This window comes from Halomarina halobia (assembly GCF_029338575.1).
GTDB lineage: Archaea > Halobacteriota > Halobacteria > Halobacteriales > Haloarculaceae > Halomarina > Halomarina halobia.
This window is the reverse complement of sequence record NZ_CP119993.1, coordinates 549,417-568,588: the sequence shown is the minus strand read 5'-3', so window position 1 is coordinate 568,588 and position 19,172 is coordinate 549,417. Positions and strand designations below refer to the sequence as shown.

Sequence of the window (19,172 nt, the reverse complement as noted above, 5' to 3'; positions counted from 1 at the left end):
GGCCCCTCCCTTCCGGTTCCCGGAATCAATCGCACGCCGCGGGCGGCGTCTGGCACCGAACGCGAAGACTCCCCGCGCGGCGTCTGTCCCCGCCACCGGTCACAATCCGAGCGGCGATATACTCTCCCCGGCCTCTCTCGCCGCGGCTGACCAAATACTTTAGGAGATGACAGGAGTAGCCGTGAGTGCAATGGACCTATTCCAGCAACAGTCCGGCCGATCGAGCCAGATGGCCGAAGAGGAGATGAAGATGGCGGGGGAGGCCAGCACCGACCCGGCGTTGCTCGCGGCGGCCGCCTCGGTGCTGCTCGCGTGGTACCAGTTCTACCTGCGCGGAAACAAGGCCGGCGGCGTGTTCGTGGGTCTGTGGCCGCCGACTATCCTCGCGTTCGCCAGCTACTACAAGCAGACGGACATGTCGGACCGGATGGACCGGATGCGCCGCATGATGTGAGGCCGCACTGGAACGGCGAGGCGACTTCTTTTCGGCCCGCGACGGGTCTGGTCTCGACGGACGGATCGCGACGGCGACCACCTTCGCCCGACGGCGGCGTACCGTCAAAAGCGAGCCGCATTTGCAGGGTGAGGGTACAGCCCCGCCGGCCGTCACCGTAGCGTATGGAGCGGGAGTTCACCTACCGGTGTCTGTCGTGTGGTCGCCGCGCGACGGCGACCCGACGCCCGAACGGCTGTCAGCACTGCGGCGGCAGCCTCGTCAACGAGACGCTGGATCGCTGGCGACTGCAGGACACGGCCTGAGCGAGCGGGAGCGATGCGAGTTCTCCTGGTCGTCCACGCCCTCCCGCCGGCGACCTACGGCGGCACCGAACTGTACACCGCACACCTCGCCGAGGCGTTCGCGCGCCGGGGCCACGAGGTCGGCGTCGCCACTCCCCGGGGGACCGCCGCCGCCGACCTCGACGGCGTCGCCGTCCACGACCTCCCCGAACCCGTCGCCGCGGACGTGCAGACGGACCGCGGCCTCCCGACGGGTCCCGTCGACCCGGCCGTCGACGCGCGGTTCGACGACCTGCTCGCGTCGGTCGATCCCGACGTGGTCCACCTGCAGCACCTCAAGGGGCTATCCGCGACCCTCCCGTCGCTGTGCGAGGCTCGCGGCGCGGCGTGTCTCCTGACGCTGCACGACTACTGGACGCTCTGTCACCGCGAACAGCTCCACCGACCGGACGGGACGCGGTGTGTCGGCCCCGAATCGACGGCGAAGTGCACGGACTGCTACCTCGCGGATCGACCGTTCTCGGCGGTCGAGTCGGCGGTCGAGTCCCGGCCCCCGGGCGAGGCGCGGCCCGGAGCGGGCGCACCCTCCGCCGGCGAACCTCCCCCCCGGCGCGACGGTTCCGGGGACGCGGTCCGCGAGTTCTACGTCGACGCCGTGGCCGCGCGCGGGCGCGCGCTGCGCCGGGCGCTTTCGGCGGCCGATCGGCTGATCTCGCCGTCGGCGTTCCTGCGGGATCGCTTCGTCGCCTTCGGCGTCCCGCCGGCGCACGTCGTACAGCGGCGCAACGGCATCCTCGTCGACCGCTTCGAGGACACCGGCTTCGACGGTCCGCCGGTGCGGATCGGCTACGCCGGGCGCATCGCGCCGGAGAAGGGCGTCCACCTCCTGCTGGAGGCGTTCTCGGACCTCGACGGCGACGCCACGCTGGAGGTGTTCGGTGGGTTCGACCCCGACGGCGACGACTACCACGCCCGACTGGCCGCCGCCGGCGACGGCGTGTCCTTCCACGGCCGGTACGACGACCCCGCGACGCCCTACCGGGCGATGGACGTGTTCGTCCTCCCCGCGGTGTGGTACGAGAACAGCCCGCTCGTCATCCAGGAGGCGCACGCGTCGGGCGTGCCGGTCGTCACCGCCGACGTCGGCGGGATGGCGGAACTCGTCACCGACGGCGTCGACGGGGCGACGTTCGCCGTCGGCGACGCCGACGCGCTCGCGGACGCGCTCGCACGACTGGTTCGCGATCCGGCCCGCCTCGAACGACTCCGCGACGGCGTTCGCGAGCCGAAGCGCCTCGCCGACCACGCCGACGACCTCCTCGCGCTCTACGCTGACTGCCGGAAGAACGGCTGACGTCGCCCGGCGACGGTCGCGAGCGCGCCGACGGCCCCGTCGCGGCGTTGTCCGACGCCGCGTTCAGGATTCGATCTTTTCGACGATCTTCTGGGCCTGCTCTCTGGCCTCGTCCTCGCCGTCCACCTCGTCGATCGGAACGAGGACGCTCTGGATCTCCCAGTCGTCGTCGCCGCCCTCCTTCTCGTGGCCGGTGCGGACCTCGCTCCCCTCGACGACCGACCCGGCGGCGTTCTCCGCCCAGTCGGGCGTTCGGATCGTGTCGAACTCGTCGGGGTCGCGGAACCGGACGTGATAGTAGTCGTCGCCCCTCTCGACCTCCTCGGGGGATGGCGTCTCTGCCATGTCTCCGCACAGGAGCGCCAGGACCGAAAAGGGTCCGCAGGCGATCGCAAGGGGAGGCGACCACAGGGGAAATCGCGCCCCCGCCGGGCGCTACTGGAGCGCGTCGCCGAGTACCTCGCGCACTTCTCGCTGGAAACGCTCGCGACCGAAGCGCCGCTCCACGGACTTCGGGTCCGGACGGAGGTCCGTCCGGAGTTCGGGCGAGGAGAGCACGCGGTCGATCGTCTCGATCGCCCCCTCGACGGTGTCGTAGGTGAGGTGGTCGCGGCCGTCGACGATGTCGCGCTGCCCGCCGTTGGCGGGGACGAACGGCAGCGCGCCGCCGGCGACCAGTTCCGCGACGGCCAGCCCGAAGTGCTCGTGGCGCTTCGCGTGGAGGCCGTAGCGGTGCGCGCACACCAGTTCGACCAGTCGCTCGCGCGGCAGTTCCCCCTCGATCGAGACGTGCGGCCGCTCGGCGGCGAGGGAGGCGAGGCGCTCGCGGTACGCCTCGTCGTACGCCGGCCCGACGAGGTGGAGGTGCACGTCGTGGCCCCGCTCGCGCACCCCGTCGACGATGGCGATGACGTCCTCCAGGTTCTTGTACCGGGCGAGCCGGCCGATCGTCACGAACCCCTCCTCGCGCTCCTCCCACGGGCGCGGTTCGAACCCCCGGGTGTCGACCGGCGGGTGAACCACCTCGGGTCGCGCGTCGTAGGCGTCCTGTACGACGTCGGCCATCCACGAGGAGTTCGTCAGGAGGTGGCTCCCCCTGATCGTCTTCGCGTCGTACCCCCCGATCCGGTAGGAGAGGCGGTCGTAGGCGTGGTCGACGAAACTGTCCTCGCCGACGCGCTTCGAGACGACGAGCCGGGCGAACCGCGGCGTGTGGACGTACTGGACGAGCGGACCGGGCACGCTCAGTTCGTTGTCCGTGCCGACGGTGGCGTCGAACGCGGCCGCGTGACGCGCGACGAACCGGTTGAGGAGCGCGTTTCGGAGGTTGTACAGCGTGACGCCGGCCGCGCCTTCGAGCGCGTCGAGCAGTCGCTTCGAGCGGCGCGGCCGGCGGACGGCGATGTCCCCCACGTCGGTTCGGTAGTACGCGTTCAACTCGTCGAAGTCGGGGTCGGTCAGCGTCAGCAGCGTCACGTCGTGCTCCGACCGGAGCGCCTCGAGAACGTTCATGCACACTGCCTCGCCGCCGCCCTTCGCCCCCAAGTCGACGTGCGCGACTGCAACCTGAGCCATGATGTGATCTCCGGGGGTCCGGCGCGGCGGGCCCCGGCGGAGGTGCGAGGGGAAACTCGTTAAGCGACGGGTCTGCCCGTTGCAGGGCGCGCAAATGCAGACGCGACGGAGATGCCGTCGACCGCCCAAGGCTGCTCGATGGCAGAACGCCCCGCAGTATCGGTCGTCGTTCCGACGTACTACCGCAACGAACGGCTCCGGGCGGCGATCGACAGCGCGCTCGCCCAGCGACCGTCGGTCGAGCTGATCGTCGTCGACGGATCGGGCGAGGCGCACGCGCGACCGGTCGTCGAGGCGTACGACGGGGTCGAGATCGACTACGTCGCCCAGGAGCGCGACGAGGGGCCGCACGCGGCCCGGAGCATCGGCGCTCGACGCGCGAGCGGCGCGTACGTCCAGTTTCTCGACGACGACGACCGCCTCCTCCCGGGGAAGTTCGATGCGCAACGCCCGCTCCTCGCGGACGAGCGCGTCGGCGTCGTCTACTCCGGCCTGCGCGACGAGGAGTGGGGCGTCGTCGATCCGATCCCCGACGTCCGCGGCGACGTCCTCGAACACGCGCTCCGGCTCCGAACGTTCCCCTGCATCCCGTCGACGATGCTCGTCGAGCGGGCGGTGATCGACGACCTCCTCCCGTTCGAACACCGCCACGGCGCGGACGACTCGGGGATGAAGATCGAACTCGCGCGCCGTACCCGGTTCGACTACGTCGACCGACCGCTGGTCGAACGCGGCAAGCCCGACGCGACGCTCTCCTCGTCGTGGGCGCACGTCGAGGGGCGGCGGTCCCTCCTCCGGCGCTACGCCGACCTCTACGACCGGTATCCCGACGACGTTCGACGGACCGCGGTCCGGGGGACCCACTACCGCGCGGGGAACAAGTACCTCGAGGAGTCGGCGTGGTCGCCGAGCGCGCCAGTCGAGTTCGCGCGGGCGGCCTACCACACGCCGGAGGAGCGGTCCCGCTACGCGGCGACGGCGGTCGCCTCGGTGTTCGGCCGTCCCGGCCTCGAGACCGTAGATCGACTGGGGATCGCGCCGTGACCCGCGCGCCCCAGCGGCGTCCGCCCGGCGCGCGGGAGGCGTCTCGGTTGGCGAAGGCGGGCGCTCGCATCCTCGGGGAGGGACTCCGTCGCGCGGCCCCGGCGCGGGCGGTCGATCGCGCGTCCGACGTCCGGACGGCGCTCGAGACTCGACGGCGCGAGCGGCGGGCCGATCGCCGATTCGACGCCCGGAGACGCGCCGAACGCGAGCCGCGTTCCGACGCGCCGCGGCACGTGGTCTGCGTCGTCGTGGACGCGCTCAGGGCGGACGCCCTCGACGGGACCGTCACGCCGTTCCTCTCCGGACTCACCGGCGGCGACGCGATCTCCACCTCGACGTGGACGTTCCCGGCCGTCTCGTCGCTCCTGACCGGCCGATACCCGTACGAGCACGGGGCGACGCGCCGCTCGGACTCGTTCGCGGACTCCGTGCGGGACGTCACGGGCCTCCCACGGGCCGTCCCCGACGACGAGCCGCTCCTGTCCGACGCACTCGCGGGTGCCGGCTACCGAACCTACGGGGCGTTCGGGTTCGTCGTGCCGTTTCTCGCCCTGCGCGGACGGTTCGAGACGCACGCGCTCTATCGGGACGCGCCCGCCGAGCGGATCCTCGCGGACCACGCCGAGTGGCTGGCCGAGCACCGCGACGAGCGGACGTTCTCGTATCTCCACCTCGCGGACCTCCACGAACCGGTCGACCCGCCGACCGGCTACTGGTCGGCCCACGGGGTGGCCGACCTGCCCGGGATACGCGGGTGGCGACACGAGGACGTCGTCGAGTCCACGCCGACGGTCGAGCGGTTCCGACGGCACCGCCGCCGGCTCTACGACGCGGCGGCGGAGTACGTCGACAACCGGTTGAGCGCCCACCACAACCGCGTGGCCGACCTCGCGGACGGGGGCGTCGCGCTCGCGGTCGTCGGCGATCACGGCGAGGGGTTCTGGGAGCGCGCTGGGTTCCACGCCGACAACTTCGCGGATCCGCGACCGGCCCACTGCGTCGGCCACGGCGGCGCTCCGTACGAGGCCGTCACGCGCGTCCCGCTCCGCACCGCGGGCCTCGGGGACGGACCGGCGGCCGCCGACGCGGACGGGCGGCTCTCGTCGCTCGTCGACGTCGCGCCGACGATCGCGGAGGCCGTCGGCGTCGAACTCCCCGAGTGCTCCGGCGTCCCGCTGACCCGGTCGCCCCCGGACGACCGGGTGGTGCTCGTCGAAGGGGTTCGCTACGGGTACGAGAAGAAGGCCGCGTACACGCGCGAGGACGGGCGCGCCTGGAAGCTCGTCGTCTCCCGGGGCGACGACGTGGCGGCGACGTTCGCCCTCCCGGCGGAGACGCGTCGCGCACCGCCGGGGAACGTCGAGGCGCGCCTCCGCGACGCGCTCCCGCCGTGGCCGGACGAGGCGACGACGGTGGACGAGCGGACGGACGACCGACTCTCCTCCGACGTCGAGCGACGGCTCGAACGGTTGGGATACCGGTGATTCGCCCGCTCCCGTTCGCTCCCGTCCGTCCGCTGCGAGCGCGACGGCTCGGGTTCGCGCGGGCCGAAGGGGTGAGAAACGAGGCGGGTGTCCGCGCTCAGGCCCCGACGACTCCCGCCGCGTCGGGGGCGACGATGCCGAGGACAGCGAGGACGTAGAGGATGGCAAGCGACGCCAGCCACGCGATGAGCGCGATGCCGCCGGCGCTCAACCAGCCGCCGGGGTACCGCCAGTTGATCACGCCGAGGTACGCCACCAGCGCGAGTAGCGGACCGAGCAGCGGGATCCAGCCGAACAGGAACGCGACGACCGCCCAGACGACCGACGCGATGAGGGCTGTTATGATGGCGTAGCTGAAGTCCTCCGCGCCGGTGATGACGCGCGCGCCGACGTAGATGCCGACCGCGCCGACGAGCAGGCTGATGACGAAGACGAGTATCGAGTCGATGAGCGCCATATTTTCACTTGGTTCCGCCGCCGGATCAACGTTCTATCTTCACACGCAGGGTGGCTCGTTGCGGCGGTCGACGGGTGACGCGGGGCACCACCCGGAACTCGGGCGTCCGAGTCGCCGCCGAGGGTCCCTTGCTACCGGCAGCGGTGGGCCGCTCCGTTACGGCGATATCGCCGTATCGCCGCTCGTCGAGCGAGCGTCTCACGGCCGCCCCGAGGGTCACCCGTCGAACGGTCGCGTCGGGAGGTCCTCCACGGCCGGACCGTCCAGGACCGCGCCGTCGGGGTCGAAGCGGGAGCCGTGACAGGGGCAGTCCCACGACTTCTCGGCGTCGTTCCAGTTGACGATACAGTCCATGTGCGTACAGACCGCGGAGACGGCGTGGAGGTCACCGCCCTCGTCGCGGTACAGGCCGACCGGCCGCCGGCCGCGTCGGACGACCCGCGCCTCGCCGGGTGCCGGCGTCGTCGCGTCGTCGTCGCGCATCCCCTCGGCCCACCCCCCGACGAACTCCTTCGCCACGTGCGCGTTCTCCCCCAGCGCGGTGCGGAGCGCGGCGACCGAGAACCGCGTCGGATCGTACACCCGCCGGTAGGGGGCAGAGCGACCGAGCGCCAGGTCGGCCAGGAGCCTCCCCGCGGCGGTGCCGTTGGTCATCCCCCAGCCGCCGAAGCCGGTCCCGACGAGGATCCCGTCGGTCGTCGGCCCGACGCGGCCGACGAACGGGATCCGGTCGGGCGTCGAGTAGTCCTGCGTCGACCAGCGGTACGGGATCTCCTCGACGTCGAACCGCTCGCGGGCGTACCGTTCGAGGCGCTCGTAGCGCTCGGGGCCGTGTCCGTGTCCGGTCTTGTGGCCCTCGCCGCCGACGAGGACGAGGTCCTCCTCGCCCGCGACGTGCGTTCGAAGCGACCGCATCGGCTCGCCGGGCCTGTAGTACAGCCCCTCCGTCGGGACGTCGCTCGCTCGAACCGCGAGTACGTAGGACCGTTCGGGGTACAGCCGCGCGAAGAACAGGCGACGGTCGAGTATCGGGAAGTGCGTCGCGACGACGACCGTCTCGGCGGTCACCGTCCCGCGATCGGTCACGACGCGGTTCCGCCGACCGCCCTCGATCTCCCGCGCCTTCGTCCGTTCGAAGACGTGATTCCCGGCCCCCGCCACCGACTCGGCGAGCGCGAGCAGGTACTCCCGCGGGTGAAAGCGGGCCTGATCGTCGACGCGGATCGCGGCCTCGACGTCGAACGGCAGCGGCGTGTCCTCCACGAAGCGCGCCGGGAGGCCGAGCGCCTTCGCGGCCTCGACCTCGGCGGCGATCTTCCCGCGCTCGTCGGGCGAATCGGTGTACGTGTACGCCGGCGTCCGTCCGAAGTCGCAGTCGACGTCCCGCCGCTCGACGGTCTCGGCGATGTGCTCGATGGCCCGCTGGTTCGCCTCGGCGTACCCGCGGGCCAACTCGTCGCCGACGGTGGAGCGGAGGTGATCGTAGATGAGCCCGTGCTGGGCCGTGACCTTCGCCGTCGTCCGCCCGGTGACGCCCCGGACGATGCGGTCCGACTCGATGACGGCCACGTCCTCGCCGGCGTCGGTAAGCTCCGCGGCCGCCGTCAACCCGGTGATGCCGCCGCCGACGACGGCGACGTCCACCTCGCGGTCGCCCGAGAGCGGCTCGTACGACGTTTCGGGGGTCGTGTCTATCCAGACCGACGCCGGCGGCGGCAGTGCGGTACCGTCCCTGGGGTGTTCGTCTCCGTCCATGACTGTCAACCCGGAGCTCGAGCCCCGGAGAGGTACCGTCCGTTTCACTTCGGCGTCCGATAAGCGTGCGGGTGGCGAATCGACGGCGCGATCCCGCCGTCGACCTACCGCATCGCTACGCGGTGGCGCGATAGCCGACATATGCAAGTCGAAGGATCAGGACGACGGTAACGCTATCGAGAGGCACATGACGGAGTACGATTTCGACGGGAGAGTTGCGTTCGTCACCGGCGCGGCCAGGGGGCAGGGTCGCTCGCACGCCCTCCGGTACGCCGAGAACGGCGCGGACGTCGTCGTCACCGACGTCTGCGAGACGGGCGAGGACTCGACGTACGAGCTATCGGGCCGCGAGCAGATGGAGGAGACGGTTCGGCTCGTCGAGGAGCGCGGGCGGGACGCCGTCGGCGTGCAGATGGACGTCTCCCGGGAGTCGGAGGTCGAACGGGCGGTGGACGAGGCCCTGGAGGCGTTCGGCCGGATCGACATCCTCGCGAACAACGCCGGCGTCGCGCCCGTCTCCGGCCTGCTCGATCTCGACGAGCGAACCTGGGACTTCACGATCGACGTGAACCTGAAGGGGATGTGGCTCACCGCGAAGCACGTCGGTCGGCACATGGTCGACCGCGGCGAGGGCGGACGGATCGTCAACACCTCATCGACCGCCGGGCTCGCGGCCTCGCCGGGGCTCGGCCACTACACCGCCGCGAAGCACGGCGTCATCGGGTTGACGAAGACGCTCGCGGTGGAACTCGCCCCGCACGACGTCACGGTCAACGCCGTCTGCCCGACCGCGGTCGACACGCCGATGACCAGCGGCATCGTCGAGACGATCGACGAGGACGTCGCCGCCATCGCCGAACAGTCCGGGCCGGACAACCTCTTCGCCGACATCCTCCAGCCGGAGGACGTCAGCGCGGCGTTCATGTGGCTCTCGAGCGACGACGCCCGCTTCGTCACCGGCACCGCGCTTCCGGTCGCCGCGGGAGCCACCGCCCTCTGAGGCGGGCGGGACTCCCGCCGGTCCCTCCGGCGGCTCGCGCCGTCCGCGCGGGGTGACGCCGTCGTCCCGGCGGCGAGCGTGCGACGGCGTTCGCCCGCCGAGATCGCAGACCCAATCCTCTTGGGTCACCTTACCGTCCAGTGATACGATGCTGTCGAGTACCGAAGACAAGGCTCGGCGTACCGGGGGGAATCGACCGGGAATCGGCGGGGGCGGAGTGCCCGTCGGGAGGTGGGTGCAGGTCGCGATGCGCGAGGTGGTGAAGGAGGCGATCAAGGACGCGGTCGTCGAGGGGATCGAGGAGGCCGAGCGGCGAAGGCAGGCCTCGCAACCGACGACGAGGGGACGCGAGCGCGGTCGGCGGTCGTCCCCCGCCGACGGGGGCGGTCCGTCCGCGCCGGCCGGAGCCCTCTTCAAGACGGTGCTGGTCCTGGGACTCGCGTACGTCTCCCTCAAGCGACGGGAGCGGCTCGAGTCGGCGGCGAAGGGTGCGCTGGGACGGATCAGGGATATGTCTGACGGCGGGGAGGGCGGGTCGTCCGGCGGGAAGGAGCGGAACGAGCAGCGCCCGACGGCCGGGGCAGAGCGGACCGATCGGACGGGCGGACCCGAGGCGGCCGAAGAGGGCGTCGAGCGGGGGACGTCCGATCGACGCGCCGGGACGGAGCGGTCGGAGTTCGTCGAGGGCGAGGAGTCCGGAGCCGAACCGGAACCCGGGGAGCAGGAGACGACGAACTGAACGTCCTCGCGGTTCGCGTCGTCGGTCGTCACACTTCCGGTTCTCGCGGGGTCCAGCGCAGCCACGGGCGCGACTGGATCACCTGCTAGCGAAACCTCGGGCTTAATGTGTCGACGGAACGAAGGCGGTACGCATGAGTGGATTCGGAGAGACGCCGCCGGACGAGGACGAGGAGGAAGTGCAGCAGCTCTCCTTCGGACAGACGCTCTACACCGAGGACGGGACCCCCGTCGGCGAGGTCCGCAGCATCGAGGAGGGCGGCGTGTTCGTCACCGTCCGCGAGGGGGTCGAGGCCCTCACGGTCGAACACGCCCGCTCGGGCCACGAGTTCGGTGCCGCCGAACTCGTCTGGCGCTGTACCGAGTGCGGCGAGATGGGCGAGATCGACGAGGGGCTCCCCGAGGAGTGTCCGAACTGCGGCGAGCCGAAGGAGAGCCTGATGTACTGGACGGAAGACTGATCGACGCGGAGGCGGTCGGACCGGCGGTCGGCCGGTCGCTGGGGTGTTTCGACACCCCCGCGCTCGCGTTCACCGCGACGTACCGACCTGCGTCGGCGTCCCGGGCGGTTCGTCAGTACATCGAGGTCACCGCGTCGATCTCGTCGGCGACGGAACTCCTCCGGTTCACCTCGCGGATCCCCGCCTGGATCGTTCCGTAGTCGAGTACGATTCCGCCGTCAGTGTCGTCCGATCGCCCGGACGTCTCCAGTCCCGTGTTCTCGGCCTTCGTCCTGAGTGCTGTACGGATCGTCGTGTAGTCTACTCGATACATGTGGTGGCTCGATGAGCGTGGATTCCAGTCCGAACCGTCCGTTCGATAGTCCGTCCCTCCCGGGGGATGGGCGTCCGACGCGGTAGAATCACCGTCGTCGCGCGCGGGTGCTCCCGCCGACGCGAACCTTCGACTCGCAGCTGGGACAGACCCGGGGGTTGCGAACGCCGTCGGGCGTGAACACCCGGACGTACTGTGCCGATACGAACGAATCGCAGTTCTGGCAACGGGGCATGTCCACACCTGGGCGGCGTTCCAGCATACGTTCCGTGCTTGCACTCGCCCGCCGCTTCCTCGGTACTCGGCGCGTTAGACGACGTCAGCCTCCGACGGCGTCGAGTACGGCAGCGCCGCCCCTTCGATCCGACGAGCGCGGTGACTGTACGCGCGACCCGTATTTGGCGGCGCGTGACCGGCAACGGGTTTTCGCGAGGGGAGCGGCTATCGCACTGGAGGGAGAGACACATGGCAAGTAACGACATCGGTTCGAGACACCTGCAGGTGTGGGCTTCGCTGTTTATCGGCGGAGCGCTGCTCCTGGTCGGGATCGCTGGCTTCCTACAGGCACCGGAGGAGGGTCTGCTCTTCGGCGTGTTCGGCGTCAACGCGTTCCACAACGCCTTCCACGCGGTGACGGGCATCGCGGGGCTCTCAGCCGGTTGGTATCGCCGCGGCGCGTACGCCCCGACGTTCAACCTCGTCGTCGGACTCGTGTTCCTGCTCCTGTTCCTCTCGGGGCTGGTCGCGAGCGCTACGATGAACGAACTCCTGAACGCGAACACGGCGGACGACTTCCTCCACCTGTTCCTCGGTATCGTCCTCCTCGGCGCCTGGATCGTCGCGGATCGCGTCCCCCGCGAGCGCGCGGCCCGCACCTGAGAGCGGTCCGCGTCGCTGCGGTCCGTCGCCCCTTCGATCGGCTCGAACCGGGTGGCGTCGCCGTTTTACGTCCGTCGAACGGCAGGACGTGGCTCCGGGAATATCGACGGAACGTTACACGACAGTCGATCGGACAGCTGCCTTACGATTCGTCGACCTCCGTGGAGACGACGGGCCGTTCGGAGACGGCGGTCGCCGACGGCGACGATCGTTCACCGACCGATGGCTGGATGGGAACTGCGAGTACGTACGGCCGGTGCGACCGACGGCCGACGGCCGACGAGGGGACCGGGACCGGACGAGGATCGAGGTACACGAGCGGACGGTCGACCGTCCGCCCCGGCCAGGTTACGGGAGAAAGTATCAAACGAAACGGGGCAGATCGAAACTTGATACGACGCCCGTCGACCCGTCGTTCTCGGGAGAGCTGATCGCCCGATATCCTCCAAATCAATCATAGATATAGGACAGTAACGAATTAGAGAATGTAACGGAGAGGATCGATACGCGTAAGGTTCATAGTTTGCTGTCTTCTTTCCTCTGGTAAATTCCATGTTCGGTAACAGTGGGGATCAAAGATAATGTCGTCTCGAAAACCGCCTCAGTCGCGAGGACGTAACGACCCGTCGGACGCACTCTCGGAGTACGGTACGGTAGCTATCGTCGGCGCTGCCGCGGTGATCATCCTGATCGCCGTCTCGGCGTTCGCGGTGTGGGGCCTGCCGGCGCTCGTCGGAGGGGACGATCTCGAGAACGGCTCGAACGGGACGAACACCTCGAACGGGTCGACGGGCGTCGGTGCCACGCCGGCCAACAACTCGTCGGCCCCGACGACGGACGCCCCGGCGACGCCGACGAACGGATCGACGGACGACGGGACGAACGGGACGAACGGGACGGACGGCGGTGACGGAGGAACCGAGACGCCGACCGAGGAGGAGCCGACGGCGACGCCGACTCCCACGGAGGCAGAGGAGTGGCACACCCTCGTCATCGACGGGCAGAGCTCCTCGGTCTCCGAGTACAGCGTCACCGTGAGCGGGAAGCTGGAACCCGTCCGCGGGGGGACGGGGAACGATCGAGTGAGCGACGACGGGCGGACGCTGAACGGGCAGGTCACCGACGGATACGACTCGTACCGGTTCACCGGCGACGTACAACAGGTTCAGGTGTCCGGCAAAGCGCTGGTGAAGGTCGACGGGGAGGTCGTCCTGCGTTCGGGCGGCGCGACCGACCAGCGACCCGACGACGGGTCGGACGCCGAGGGCACCTACGCGGTTCGCGTCATCGGCGGTGAAAAGGGGACCGGTCCGCTGGTCACGGTCGACGGCGAGCGGCACGTCGTCGAGCCCGGCGAGACCTTCCAGATCCCGGCCGGGGCGGATCGCGTCCGGGTCGAAGCGATGGAGTACGTGTCGGCGAAGCGCATCCAGTTCCTCGAGGGGGGGAACGTCGTCGCCGAGCAGCGACTCGACAACGCCGAACTGCAGATGGAGTGGAAGCGCGGCGACGGCGACGGTAACGCGCGTCTGCCCGGTGACGTCGAGGTCTCGGCGACGGGGCCGGGCATGAAGTCGGGGGATCCGGTGCTCCGCACCACCGCCCGCTACCCGACGAGCGACGGGACGCTGACGGTCGCCACGACTTCGGGGCAGGTCTACGGTCAGCCCCAGACGGTGACCGCCGAGGTGGGCTACTACGGTTCCCCGCCGGACGAGGAGGTCACCCTCTCGGTCCGGAGCGGCGACAGGGCGACGAGCGTCACCGAGGTGCCGGAGGACGGAACCGTGAAGGTCACGCTTAGCGCCTGACCCCCGATCCCGGCGCGGCCACCGCTCTCCCGACGGTCCGGCGAGCGCGATCGCCGCTAGAGCTCGACGGTGCCGCCGGTCCGGTCCGCCCGGTGGATCGCCTCGATCACCCGCATGTCGATCAGCCCGTGGCGGCCGTCGGGACGGATGGGAGCCCCGCCGAGCACTCGGTCGGCGAAGTAGTCGAACTCCAGTTCCATCTCCGAGCCGGCGTCGAGCGAGTCGTGCGCCGCCTCGACCGTCACGTCCCCCTGCGTGAGCGCGAGCGCGCACTCGCCGCCGAACGCGGGCCGGAGGTCGATCTGTCCCTCGGTGCCGGTGATCTTCAGCTGGGAATCCCGCTGGGCGTTCTGACTCGACGTGGCCACCATGTGCACGTCGTCCTCGAAGTGAAGCAGCAGCGACGAGCGCTCGTCGGGCACGTCGGAGAACGCGTCGTGCGACGAGGAGAGTCGCGCCTGGACGGCGACCGGGTCCCGGCGGAGCAGGAACCGCGCCGTGTTGATGGGGTAGATACCGAGGTCCATCACCGACGTACCGTAGCCGACCAGATCGGGATCGAGACGCCACTGATCGGGATCCGGTATCATCTCGAGCAGCGGCTGGGAGTTGTTCCCGTAGACCTGGACGGGATCCCCGAGGAAGCCGTCGTCGATCAGGCGACGGGCCCGACGGACCGCCGGCTCGGTCTGCATGCGGTAGGCGACCATCAGCGGTACGTCGTGCTCCTCGGCCGTCTCGACCAGCCGCTCGGCGCGCTCCACGGTCGCCTCCATGGGCTTCTCGCAGATGACCGCCTTGTCGAGGCGGGCGGCCGTCTCGACGTACTCCAGGTGGTAGGCGTTCGGCGTCGCGATGTACACCGCGTCGTACGCGTCCGCGGCCGCGCCGTCGTGGAACTCGTCGTAGGTGATCCCGTGCTCGACGCCGCTGTCGGTCGCCGCTCGCTCCGCCTTCTCGGCGGAACTACTCACGAGGACGGTCGTCCGACACAGCTCCGTCGACTCGAGGGCGGGGATCGCCACGTCCGTCGTCCACCAGCCGATGCCGATCAGCGCGAACCGGACCGTCCCCTCGACCTCCGTGCGCCAGTCGCGCTCCACGTAGCCGCCGGCGAGTTCTCGGATGTCCATGCGCCCACTACGACGCAGGCTTCAATAAACGTCGGTAGTCGGTCGACGCGCGTCGGCCGATCCCCGTTCGTCCCATCCCCGCTCGGGGCCGTACCGATTCCGAGCGCCGCGAGCGGACGGTCGCGGTCACTCGGCGGGGCGGGGATCGGCGGGGAGCGTCCGCTTCATCCAGCGGACCGGCCGCGCGGCGCGGTCAGAGAGGGCCGTCGCGTCCCGGACCGCGCTCGGGACCATCGCGGGGTCACAGCCGCAGAACCCGAGTTCGGAAAACGCGTCGGGGTCGTCCGTTCGGAGGTAGATCGCGGTCGCGCCCGCCTTTGAGAGCCGACGGAAGAGTTCCGTTCGGATCGGTCGCCGGTACCCCCTGCCTCGGACGGCCTCGTCGACGACGACCGGACGAAGGAGGGCGTCCATCCCGTACCGCTCGTAGCCGCCGGCCCCGACGTAGTCGCCCTCCGCGATCCCGATACAGAAGGTGGTGCGGTAGTCCCTCACGCCCACCGTGGAACGGTCGTTCGCCTCGAGGAGGTGCTCGATGTACGGCGCGTCGGCCTCGGTCGCCTCGATGATCTCCATTGTTTTCTAAAGAATACTCGATGAATAATAGATATGGCGTCGTTTTCGATCGTTAGCGAGTCATTATCGTGGCGTGAGAGGGGCGGAAACGTCGCCTCCAACCGTCCGCGTTCGGCGCGCCATCGTCCCGTCCGAGCCGACCGACGCCGATCAGGATCCGACGGCGCGGACGGCGAGGACGTGTACCGCGAGACAGGTAGAGAGGATCCCGGCGAGGACGCCGAACACGACCTGCCAGCCGGCGACGGTCGCTGCGGTTCCGAGTACCGCGCTGCCGAGCGCCCCGACGAGGAGGTAGATCGTCCGAACGAGGCCGAAGCCCGTCGCCCGTTCGTCGTCCGAGAGGTGCCGGAGGATTCGCGACTGCACGGGCGTCGCCCACGTCCGCGAGAGGCCCGCGAGGCAGACCGCCCCGACGACGATCGCCCCCCTCCACCGGTGGATCAGGAGACCGAACCCGACGACGCCGACGAGCAGCGTCCCCGCCACGGTGGGTGCGTTACCGTAGCGGTCCGCCAGCCAGCCGACCGCCGGTTGTCCGAGCGCGCCGGCCACGAAGTACGCGCCGTAGGCGCTCGTCGCCACTGCCGGCGAGAGGCCGTGATACCCCTGGAGGCTCGCCGGGAGCAGTGCGAACGCCGCGACGTCGACGAACTGAACGAGACAGGCCAGCGCGACCGAGGCCGCGATCGGCGGTCGGGTCAGGACGGCTCGCAGCCGTTCCGCGGCGATACGGGGGGTGACGGCGGTCCCTATCGGTTCGGCCGGTCGCACGAACAACTGGAGACCGAGCGCGATCGGGACCAGCAGGACGCCGGCCAGCAGGAGCGCGCTCCGCCACCCGTGTCGAACGCCGAAGCCGACGACCAGCATCGGCGCGACGATCCCCGCCACCTGTCCGCCGACTCGGAACACGCCGATGGCCCGACCCGTGCGTTCGTAGAGGCTGTCGAGCAGCGCCGTCGACGGGCTGTAGTAGAGCCCGCCGCCGACCCCGAGCAGTATCGCCAGCGCCAGGAACGCCCCGTGCGACGGTGTGAACGCGAGCAGAACCGTTCCCGCGCCGGCGATGAGGACGGCGCTCGTGATGACCCGACGTTCGCCGAAGCGGTCGCTGAGCAGCCCGCTCGGGAACTGGAGAGCCGCGGCCGTGATCCGGATACAGGTGATCGCGATCCCGAACGCGCCGAGCGTCATCCCGAGCGCGGCGACGATCTGCGGGCTCAGCGCGCTCACCAGCGCGGTGGTCAGCCTGACGCCGAAGTAGACCGCGGTACAGAGCGTGAGCACGCCGGCCCGATACCGCCAGGGCCACAGGGCCCCCGCGATCCGTCGGATCCACACGCTCACCACCCGCTCGTCGGACAGGCGGGGACCCGTGCCGACGGAGACGCGCGATCGCACCGATCGACCGTTTCGAGGCACCCGCCGCTCCCGGCGTCCGACGTTCCTTCGTTGTTCATGGGGATTGAGCCGTCAACGAGTATCCAAATAAAACTTGAGATCTTGTAGATTTAATTTAACTATCCCGCTTGGTAAAACACGCGTGCCGACTTGTACGTATATTTCGAAACGATTCTATATACCCGATCGTACCGGCTGGATGCGGCCCGTGCCGGGGACACGAGTGCGACCTGCGCGACGTCCCCTCCGTCCGCGACCCGAAACCGTACAAGTAGCCGAGTCGGGGGATGAGTACGTACCGCACACGAAGCGCCCCGGCCCACCGCCGGGGCGACGTCACCCCGGGAGGACGTCGATGATCGCGACGCCAGCGAGCGACGCCGGTTCATCGGCGACTGGGCGGTTCGGTCGGGCGGTTCGTCGCCCGACCGCCGCGGATCGGCAACGGAACCGTCGAGTAGATATCCGGATTAGTTTCGGCGCGGTTAACGGAACCGAGAACGCCTGAAGCACTCGTTAACAATAACAAAGCTTCGTGAATACTACGACGATGACGCTGTTCGAGCTCACCGGGTTTCAGCGCGACCTCCTGTACGTGATCGCCGGGCACGATCGACCATCGGGTCAGCAGCTCAAGGACGAACTCGAAGCCTCGACGGAGCGGGAGATCACCCACGGACGGCTCTATCCGAGCCTCGACACGCTCGTCAACGCCGGGCTCGTCGAACGGGGGGAGATCGACCGCCGGACCAACTACTACGACCTCACCGAGAAGGGGCGAGAGGCGTTGAAAGAGCGAATGGAGTGGGAGAAGACGTATCTCCCGTCCGATCTGACGTCGAACCGATAACGTGGCCGTGCGCCCGCAGCGCGGTCGGGAAACGCCGCCCGACCGAACGGCGGCGGGCACGGCTCGGAGCTGCGGGCTCCCCCGGCAGCACTCGCGGAACGGACGAGGCTTCGGCGGACGCGGTCCGGGCCGGTCTCTCCCGTGTCCGTCGTGACGAACGGCGTCTACCGCGCGCACCGCGAAGCGGTGTCGGACGCGCACCGACTCGACATTCCCCGGTTTTGATGACCACCGGAAGGCGTCCTCGGCGAGACCTCGCTCGGCGGTGCGGCGAGGGAACGAGAGGGGACGGAGGAGAGAGGTACGTCGGGTCACCCCGGCGGACGGTCGACCGCGTGCGACGCGTCAGTAGGCGCGTCGCACGAACATCGACCGGCCGAACTTGTAGAGGTTCCAGCCCGGCTTCGACAGGCCCTTCTGCCACTGCAGCGTCGGCACGAGGTCCCCGCCGTACTTCTGCTTGAAGCGGAAGACGCTGTCCGTGTAGTCGGTACCGGTTCCGCCGAAGTCGTAGTGGGCGTAGCCCTGCGACTTCGCCCACTTGATCGCGTGCTCGTGGAGGAGTTCCGAGGGATAGTACTTGAACTTCGACTCGTCGGGGATGGCGGTGAAGTAGTGGTGGACCGCCGATCGTTCGTCGTCGAGGAAGTGGACGTACCGGCCGACCTCGATCCCGTCGACGACGGCGGTGAAGACCTGGAGACGGTCGCCCATCCGCTCGGTGAGCAGGTCGAAGAACGGCCTCGGAAAGACGAACCCGTCGATGCGATCCATGTTCCTGACGTACGCGTCGTACGTCCGGTCGAGGTCGGCCTCGCCGAGCGGCGTCGACTCGACGCGGTACTCGTTCTCGTGGGCGTCCCGGAGCGCCTTGCGGCGCTCCTTGTCCATGTTGGAGCGGATCTCCTCCCAACTCTGCTCCAGGTCGATGACGAAGCGACAGTTGAGCGTTATCGGTTCGTATCCGCGCTTCTGGAGGTGCTTTCCGTAGCGCAGGTAGTTGAGATCGTTCGTCCTGATGAGGTGATAGAGGACGTTCCGGCCGCAGGTCGCCTCGAGTTCGTCGAGCAGGAGGTCGAGGCACTCGGACTCGTTCGACAGGACGATCGGGCCGCCGTAGCCCGGTCGCGTCGACACCGCCTCCTTGAGCCCCAGCGTCTCGGTGACGGTGGTGGCCGCGTCGATCGGCGCGTCGAAATCACGGACGAAGACGGGCAGGATCGCCACTGGATTGTCCTTCTTCGAGACGACGACGTGCTGCGGCCGGTGGTCGAACGTCCTCTCGACGATCTCCAGCCACTCATACCGCTGGAACACCGTCCCCTGGTTCGACTGCTCGACCAGGTTGTTCCACTGGTTTTCGTTCAGCGCCTCGATGCTACTGTAGGTGGTAACGTCTAGATCACTCATTCGTCTTCGATCCTCGTGAGGGGGTCTGCGTACCGCCGCGGGGGCGAACGCGGTCGTCGCTCGACGGCCGCGTCGACGCCTCCGAGCGTTCAGCGTCAGCGTGCGATCCGGCAGGGCCGGGGGAGTTCGGTACCTCGATTACCATGACACTGGTCTACCTATGACCGTACGGCGATTTTGTTACACAGGC

The 19,172-nt window shown here is 69.5% G+C and carries 21 protein-coding genes; 11 read left to right on the top strand and 10 right to left on the bottom strand.

Translation table 11 applies throughout. The annotated features are described in order from the left end of the window. The first annotated feature begins 190 nt into the window (after positions 1-190). From P1K31_RS18070 to P1K31_RS18060, 3 genes are all read left to right on the top strand, one after another. On the top strand, positions 191-454 hold the full coding sequence (locus tag P1K31_RS18070; protein ID WP_379794535.1) for a hypothetical protein: 264 nt from the start codon (positions 191-193) through the stop codon (positions 452-454). Positions 455-618: 164 nt separating this feature from the next. After that, on the top strand, positions 619-759 hold the full coding sequence (locus P1K31_RS18065; protein WP_276306706.1) for a DUF7129 domain-containing putative zinc-binding protein: 141 nt from the start codon (positions 619-621) through the stop codon (positions 757-759). A 13-nt stretch (positions 760-772) separates the two neighbouring features. Beyond that, complete coding sequence (locus P1K31_RS18060) at positions 773-2,092, top strand: glycosyltransferase family 4 protein (RefSeq protein ID WP_276306705.1); 1,320 nt, start codon at positions 773-775, stop codon at positions 2,090-2,092. A gap of 63 nt (positions 2,093-2,155) precedes the next feature. On the opposite strand, the gene P1K31_RS18055 is transcribed toward P1K31_RS18060, so the two are convergent. Further along, positions 2,156-2,437: a hypothetical protein gene (locus tag P1K31_RS18055; protein ID WP_276306704.1), complete on the bottom strand. Its 282-nt coding sequence runs from the start codon at positions 2,435-2,437 to the stop codon at positions 2,156-2,158. A 90-nt stretch (positions 2,438-2,527) separates the two neighbouring features. After that, complete coding sequence (locus P1K31_RS18050) at positions 2,528-3,667, bottom strand: glycosyltransferase family 4 protein (RefSeq protein ID WP_276306703.1); 1,140 nt, start codon at positions 3,665-3,667, stop codon at positions 2,528-2,530. Positions 3,668-3,805: 138 nt separating this feature from the next. Here P1K31_RS18050 and P1K31_RS18045 point away from each other — a divergent pair, with 138 nt between their 5' ends. After that, a complete protein-coding gene (locus P1K31_RS18045; protein ID WP_276306702.1) occupies positions 3,806-4,711 on the top strand; it encodes a glycosyltransferase family 2 protein in 906 nt (301 codons plus the stop codon). Further along, positions 4,708-6,195, top strand: coding sequence for a sulfatase-like hydrolase/transferase (locus P1K31_RS18040; RefSeq protein ID WP_276306701.1), 1,488 nt, complete (start codon positions 4,708-4,710; stop codon positions 6,193-6,195). The genes P1K31_RS18045 and P1K31_RS18040 overlap by 4 nt, the downstream gene beginning before the upstream one ends. 97 nt (positions 6,196-6,292) lie before the next feature. Here the strand turns inward: P1K31_RS18040 and P1K31_RS18035 are convergent, their stop codons facing one another. Further along, a complete protein-coding gene (locus P1K31_RS18035; RefSeq protein WP_276306700.1) occupies positions 6,293-6,652 on the bottom strand; it encodes a hypothetical protein in 360 nt (119 codons plus the stop codon). A gap of 216 nt (positions 6,653-6,868) precedes the next feature. Continuing rightward, a complete protein-coding gene (locus tag P1K31_RS18030) occupies positions 6,869-8,407 on the bottom strand; it encodes an FAD-dependent oxidoreductase (protein WP_276306699.1) in 1,539 nt (512 codons plus the stop codon). Between the two features lie 187 nt (positions 8,408-8,594). On the opposite strand from P1K31_RS18030, the gene P1K31_RS18025 reads away from it, so the two are divergent. From P1K31_RS18025 to P1K31_RS18015, 3 genes are all read left to right on the top strand, one after another. Beyond that, positions 8,595-9,407, top strand: a complete 813-nt coding sequence (locus tag P1K31_RS18025; protein ID WP_276306698.1) for a mycofactocin-coupled SDR family oxidoreductase — start codon at positions 8,595-8,597, stop codon at positions 9,405-9,407. 217 nt (positions 9,408-9,624) lie between these two features. Further along, entirely contained in the window at positions 9,625-10,146 is a 522-nt protein-coding gene (locus tag P1K31_RS18020) for a hypothetical protein (RefSeq protein WP_276306697.1), read from the top strand. A 133-nt stretch (positions 10,147-10,279) separates the two neighbouring features. Beyond that, complete coding sequence (locus P1K31_RS18015; RefSeq protein ID WP_276306696.1) at positions 10,280-10,606, top strand: DUF7130 family rubredoxin-like protein; 327 nt, start codon at positions 10,280-10,282, stop codon at positions 10,604-10,606. 112 nt (positions 10,607-10,718) lie between these two features. Here the strand turns inward: P1K31_RS18015 and P1K31_RS18010 are convergent, their stop codons facing one another. Both P1K31_RS18010 and P1K31_RS22120 read right to left on the bottom strand, forming a co-directional pair. After that, on the bottom strand, positions 10,719-10,919 hold the full coding sequence (locus P1K31_RS18010) for a hypothetical protein (protein WP_276306695.1): 201 nt from the start codon (positions 10,917-10,919) through the stop codon (positions 10,719-10,721). A gap of 88 nt (positions 10,920-11,007) precedes the next feature. Further along, positions 11,008-11,154, bottom strand: a complete 147-nt coding sequence (locus P1K31_RS22120) for a DUF7563 family protein (RefSeq protein WP_438268327.1) — start codon at positions 11,152-11,154, stop codon at positions 11,008-11,010. Positions 11,155-11,384: 230 nt separating this feature from the next. On the opposite strand from P1K31_RS22120, the gene P1K31_RS18005 reads away from it, so the two are divergent. Then, a complete protein-coding gene (locus tag P1K31_RS18005; protein ID WP_276306694.1) occupies positions 11,385-11,798 on the top strand; it encodes a DUF4383 domain-containing protein in 414 nt (137 codons plus the stop codon). A gap of 677 nt (positions 11,799-12,475) precedes the next feature. Continuing rightward, positions 12,476-13,609, top strand: a complete 1,134-nt coding sequence (locus P1K31_RS18000; RefSeq protein WP_276306693.1) for a hypothetical protein — start codon at positions 12,476-12,478, stop codon at positions 13,607-13,609. 56 nt (positions 13,610-13,665) lie between these two features. Here P1K31_RS18000 and gfo6 read toward each other — a convergent pair whose 3' ends face one another. From gfo6 to P1K31_RS17985, 3 genes are all read right to left on the bottom strand, one after another. Further along, on the bottom strand, positions 13,666-14,736 hold the full coding sequence (gene gfo6, locus P1K31_RS17995; protein ID WP_379794818.1) for a D-xylose 1-dehydrogenase Gfo6: 1,071 nt from the start codon (positions 14,734-14,736) through the stop codon (positions 13,666-13,668). A gap of 132 nt (positions 14,737-14,868) precedes the next feature. Further along, positions 14,869-15,318, bottom strand: a complete 450-nt coding sequence (locus P1K31_RS17990; RefSeq protein ID WP_276306691.1) for a GNAT family N-acetyltransferase — start codon at positions 15,316-15,318, stop codon at positions 14,869-14,871. A 150-nt stretch (positions 15,319-15,468) separates the two neighbouring features. Then, positions 15,469-16,668 (bottom strand): MFS transporter, encoded by a 1,200-nt coding sequence (locus P1K31_RS17985; RefSeq protein ID WP_276306690.1) that lies wholly within the window; start codon positions 16,666-16,668, stop codon positions 15,469-15,471. Positions 16,669-17,278: 610 nt separating this feature from the next. Here P1K31_RS17985 and P1K31_RS17980 point away from each other — a divergent pair. Then, entirely contained in the window at positions 17,279-17,572 is a 294-nt protein-coding gene (locus P1K31_RS17980; protein WP_276306730.1) for a PadR family transcriptional regulator, read from the top strand. 345 nt (positions 17,573-17,917) lie between these two features. On the opposite strand, the gene P1K31_RS17975 is transcribed toward P1K31_RS17980, so the two are convergent. Next, positions 17,918-18,982, bottom strand: coding sequence for a lipid II:glycine glycyltransferase FemX (locus tag P1K31_RS17975; protein ID WP_276306689.1), 1,065 nt, complete (start codon positions 18,980-18,982; stop codon positions 17,918-17,920). Positions 18,983-19,172 lie beyond the last annotated feature (190 nt).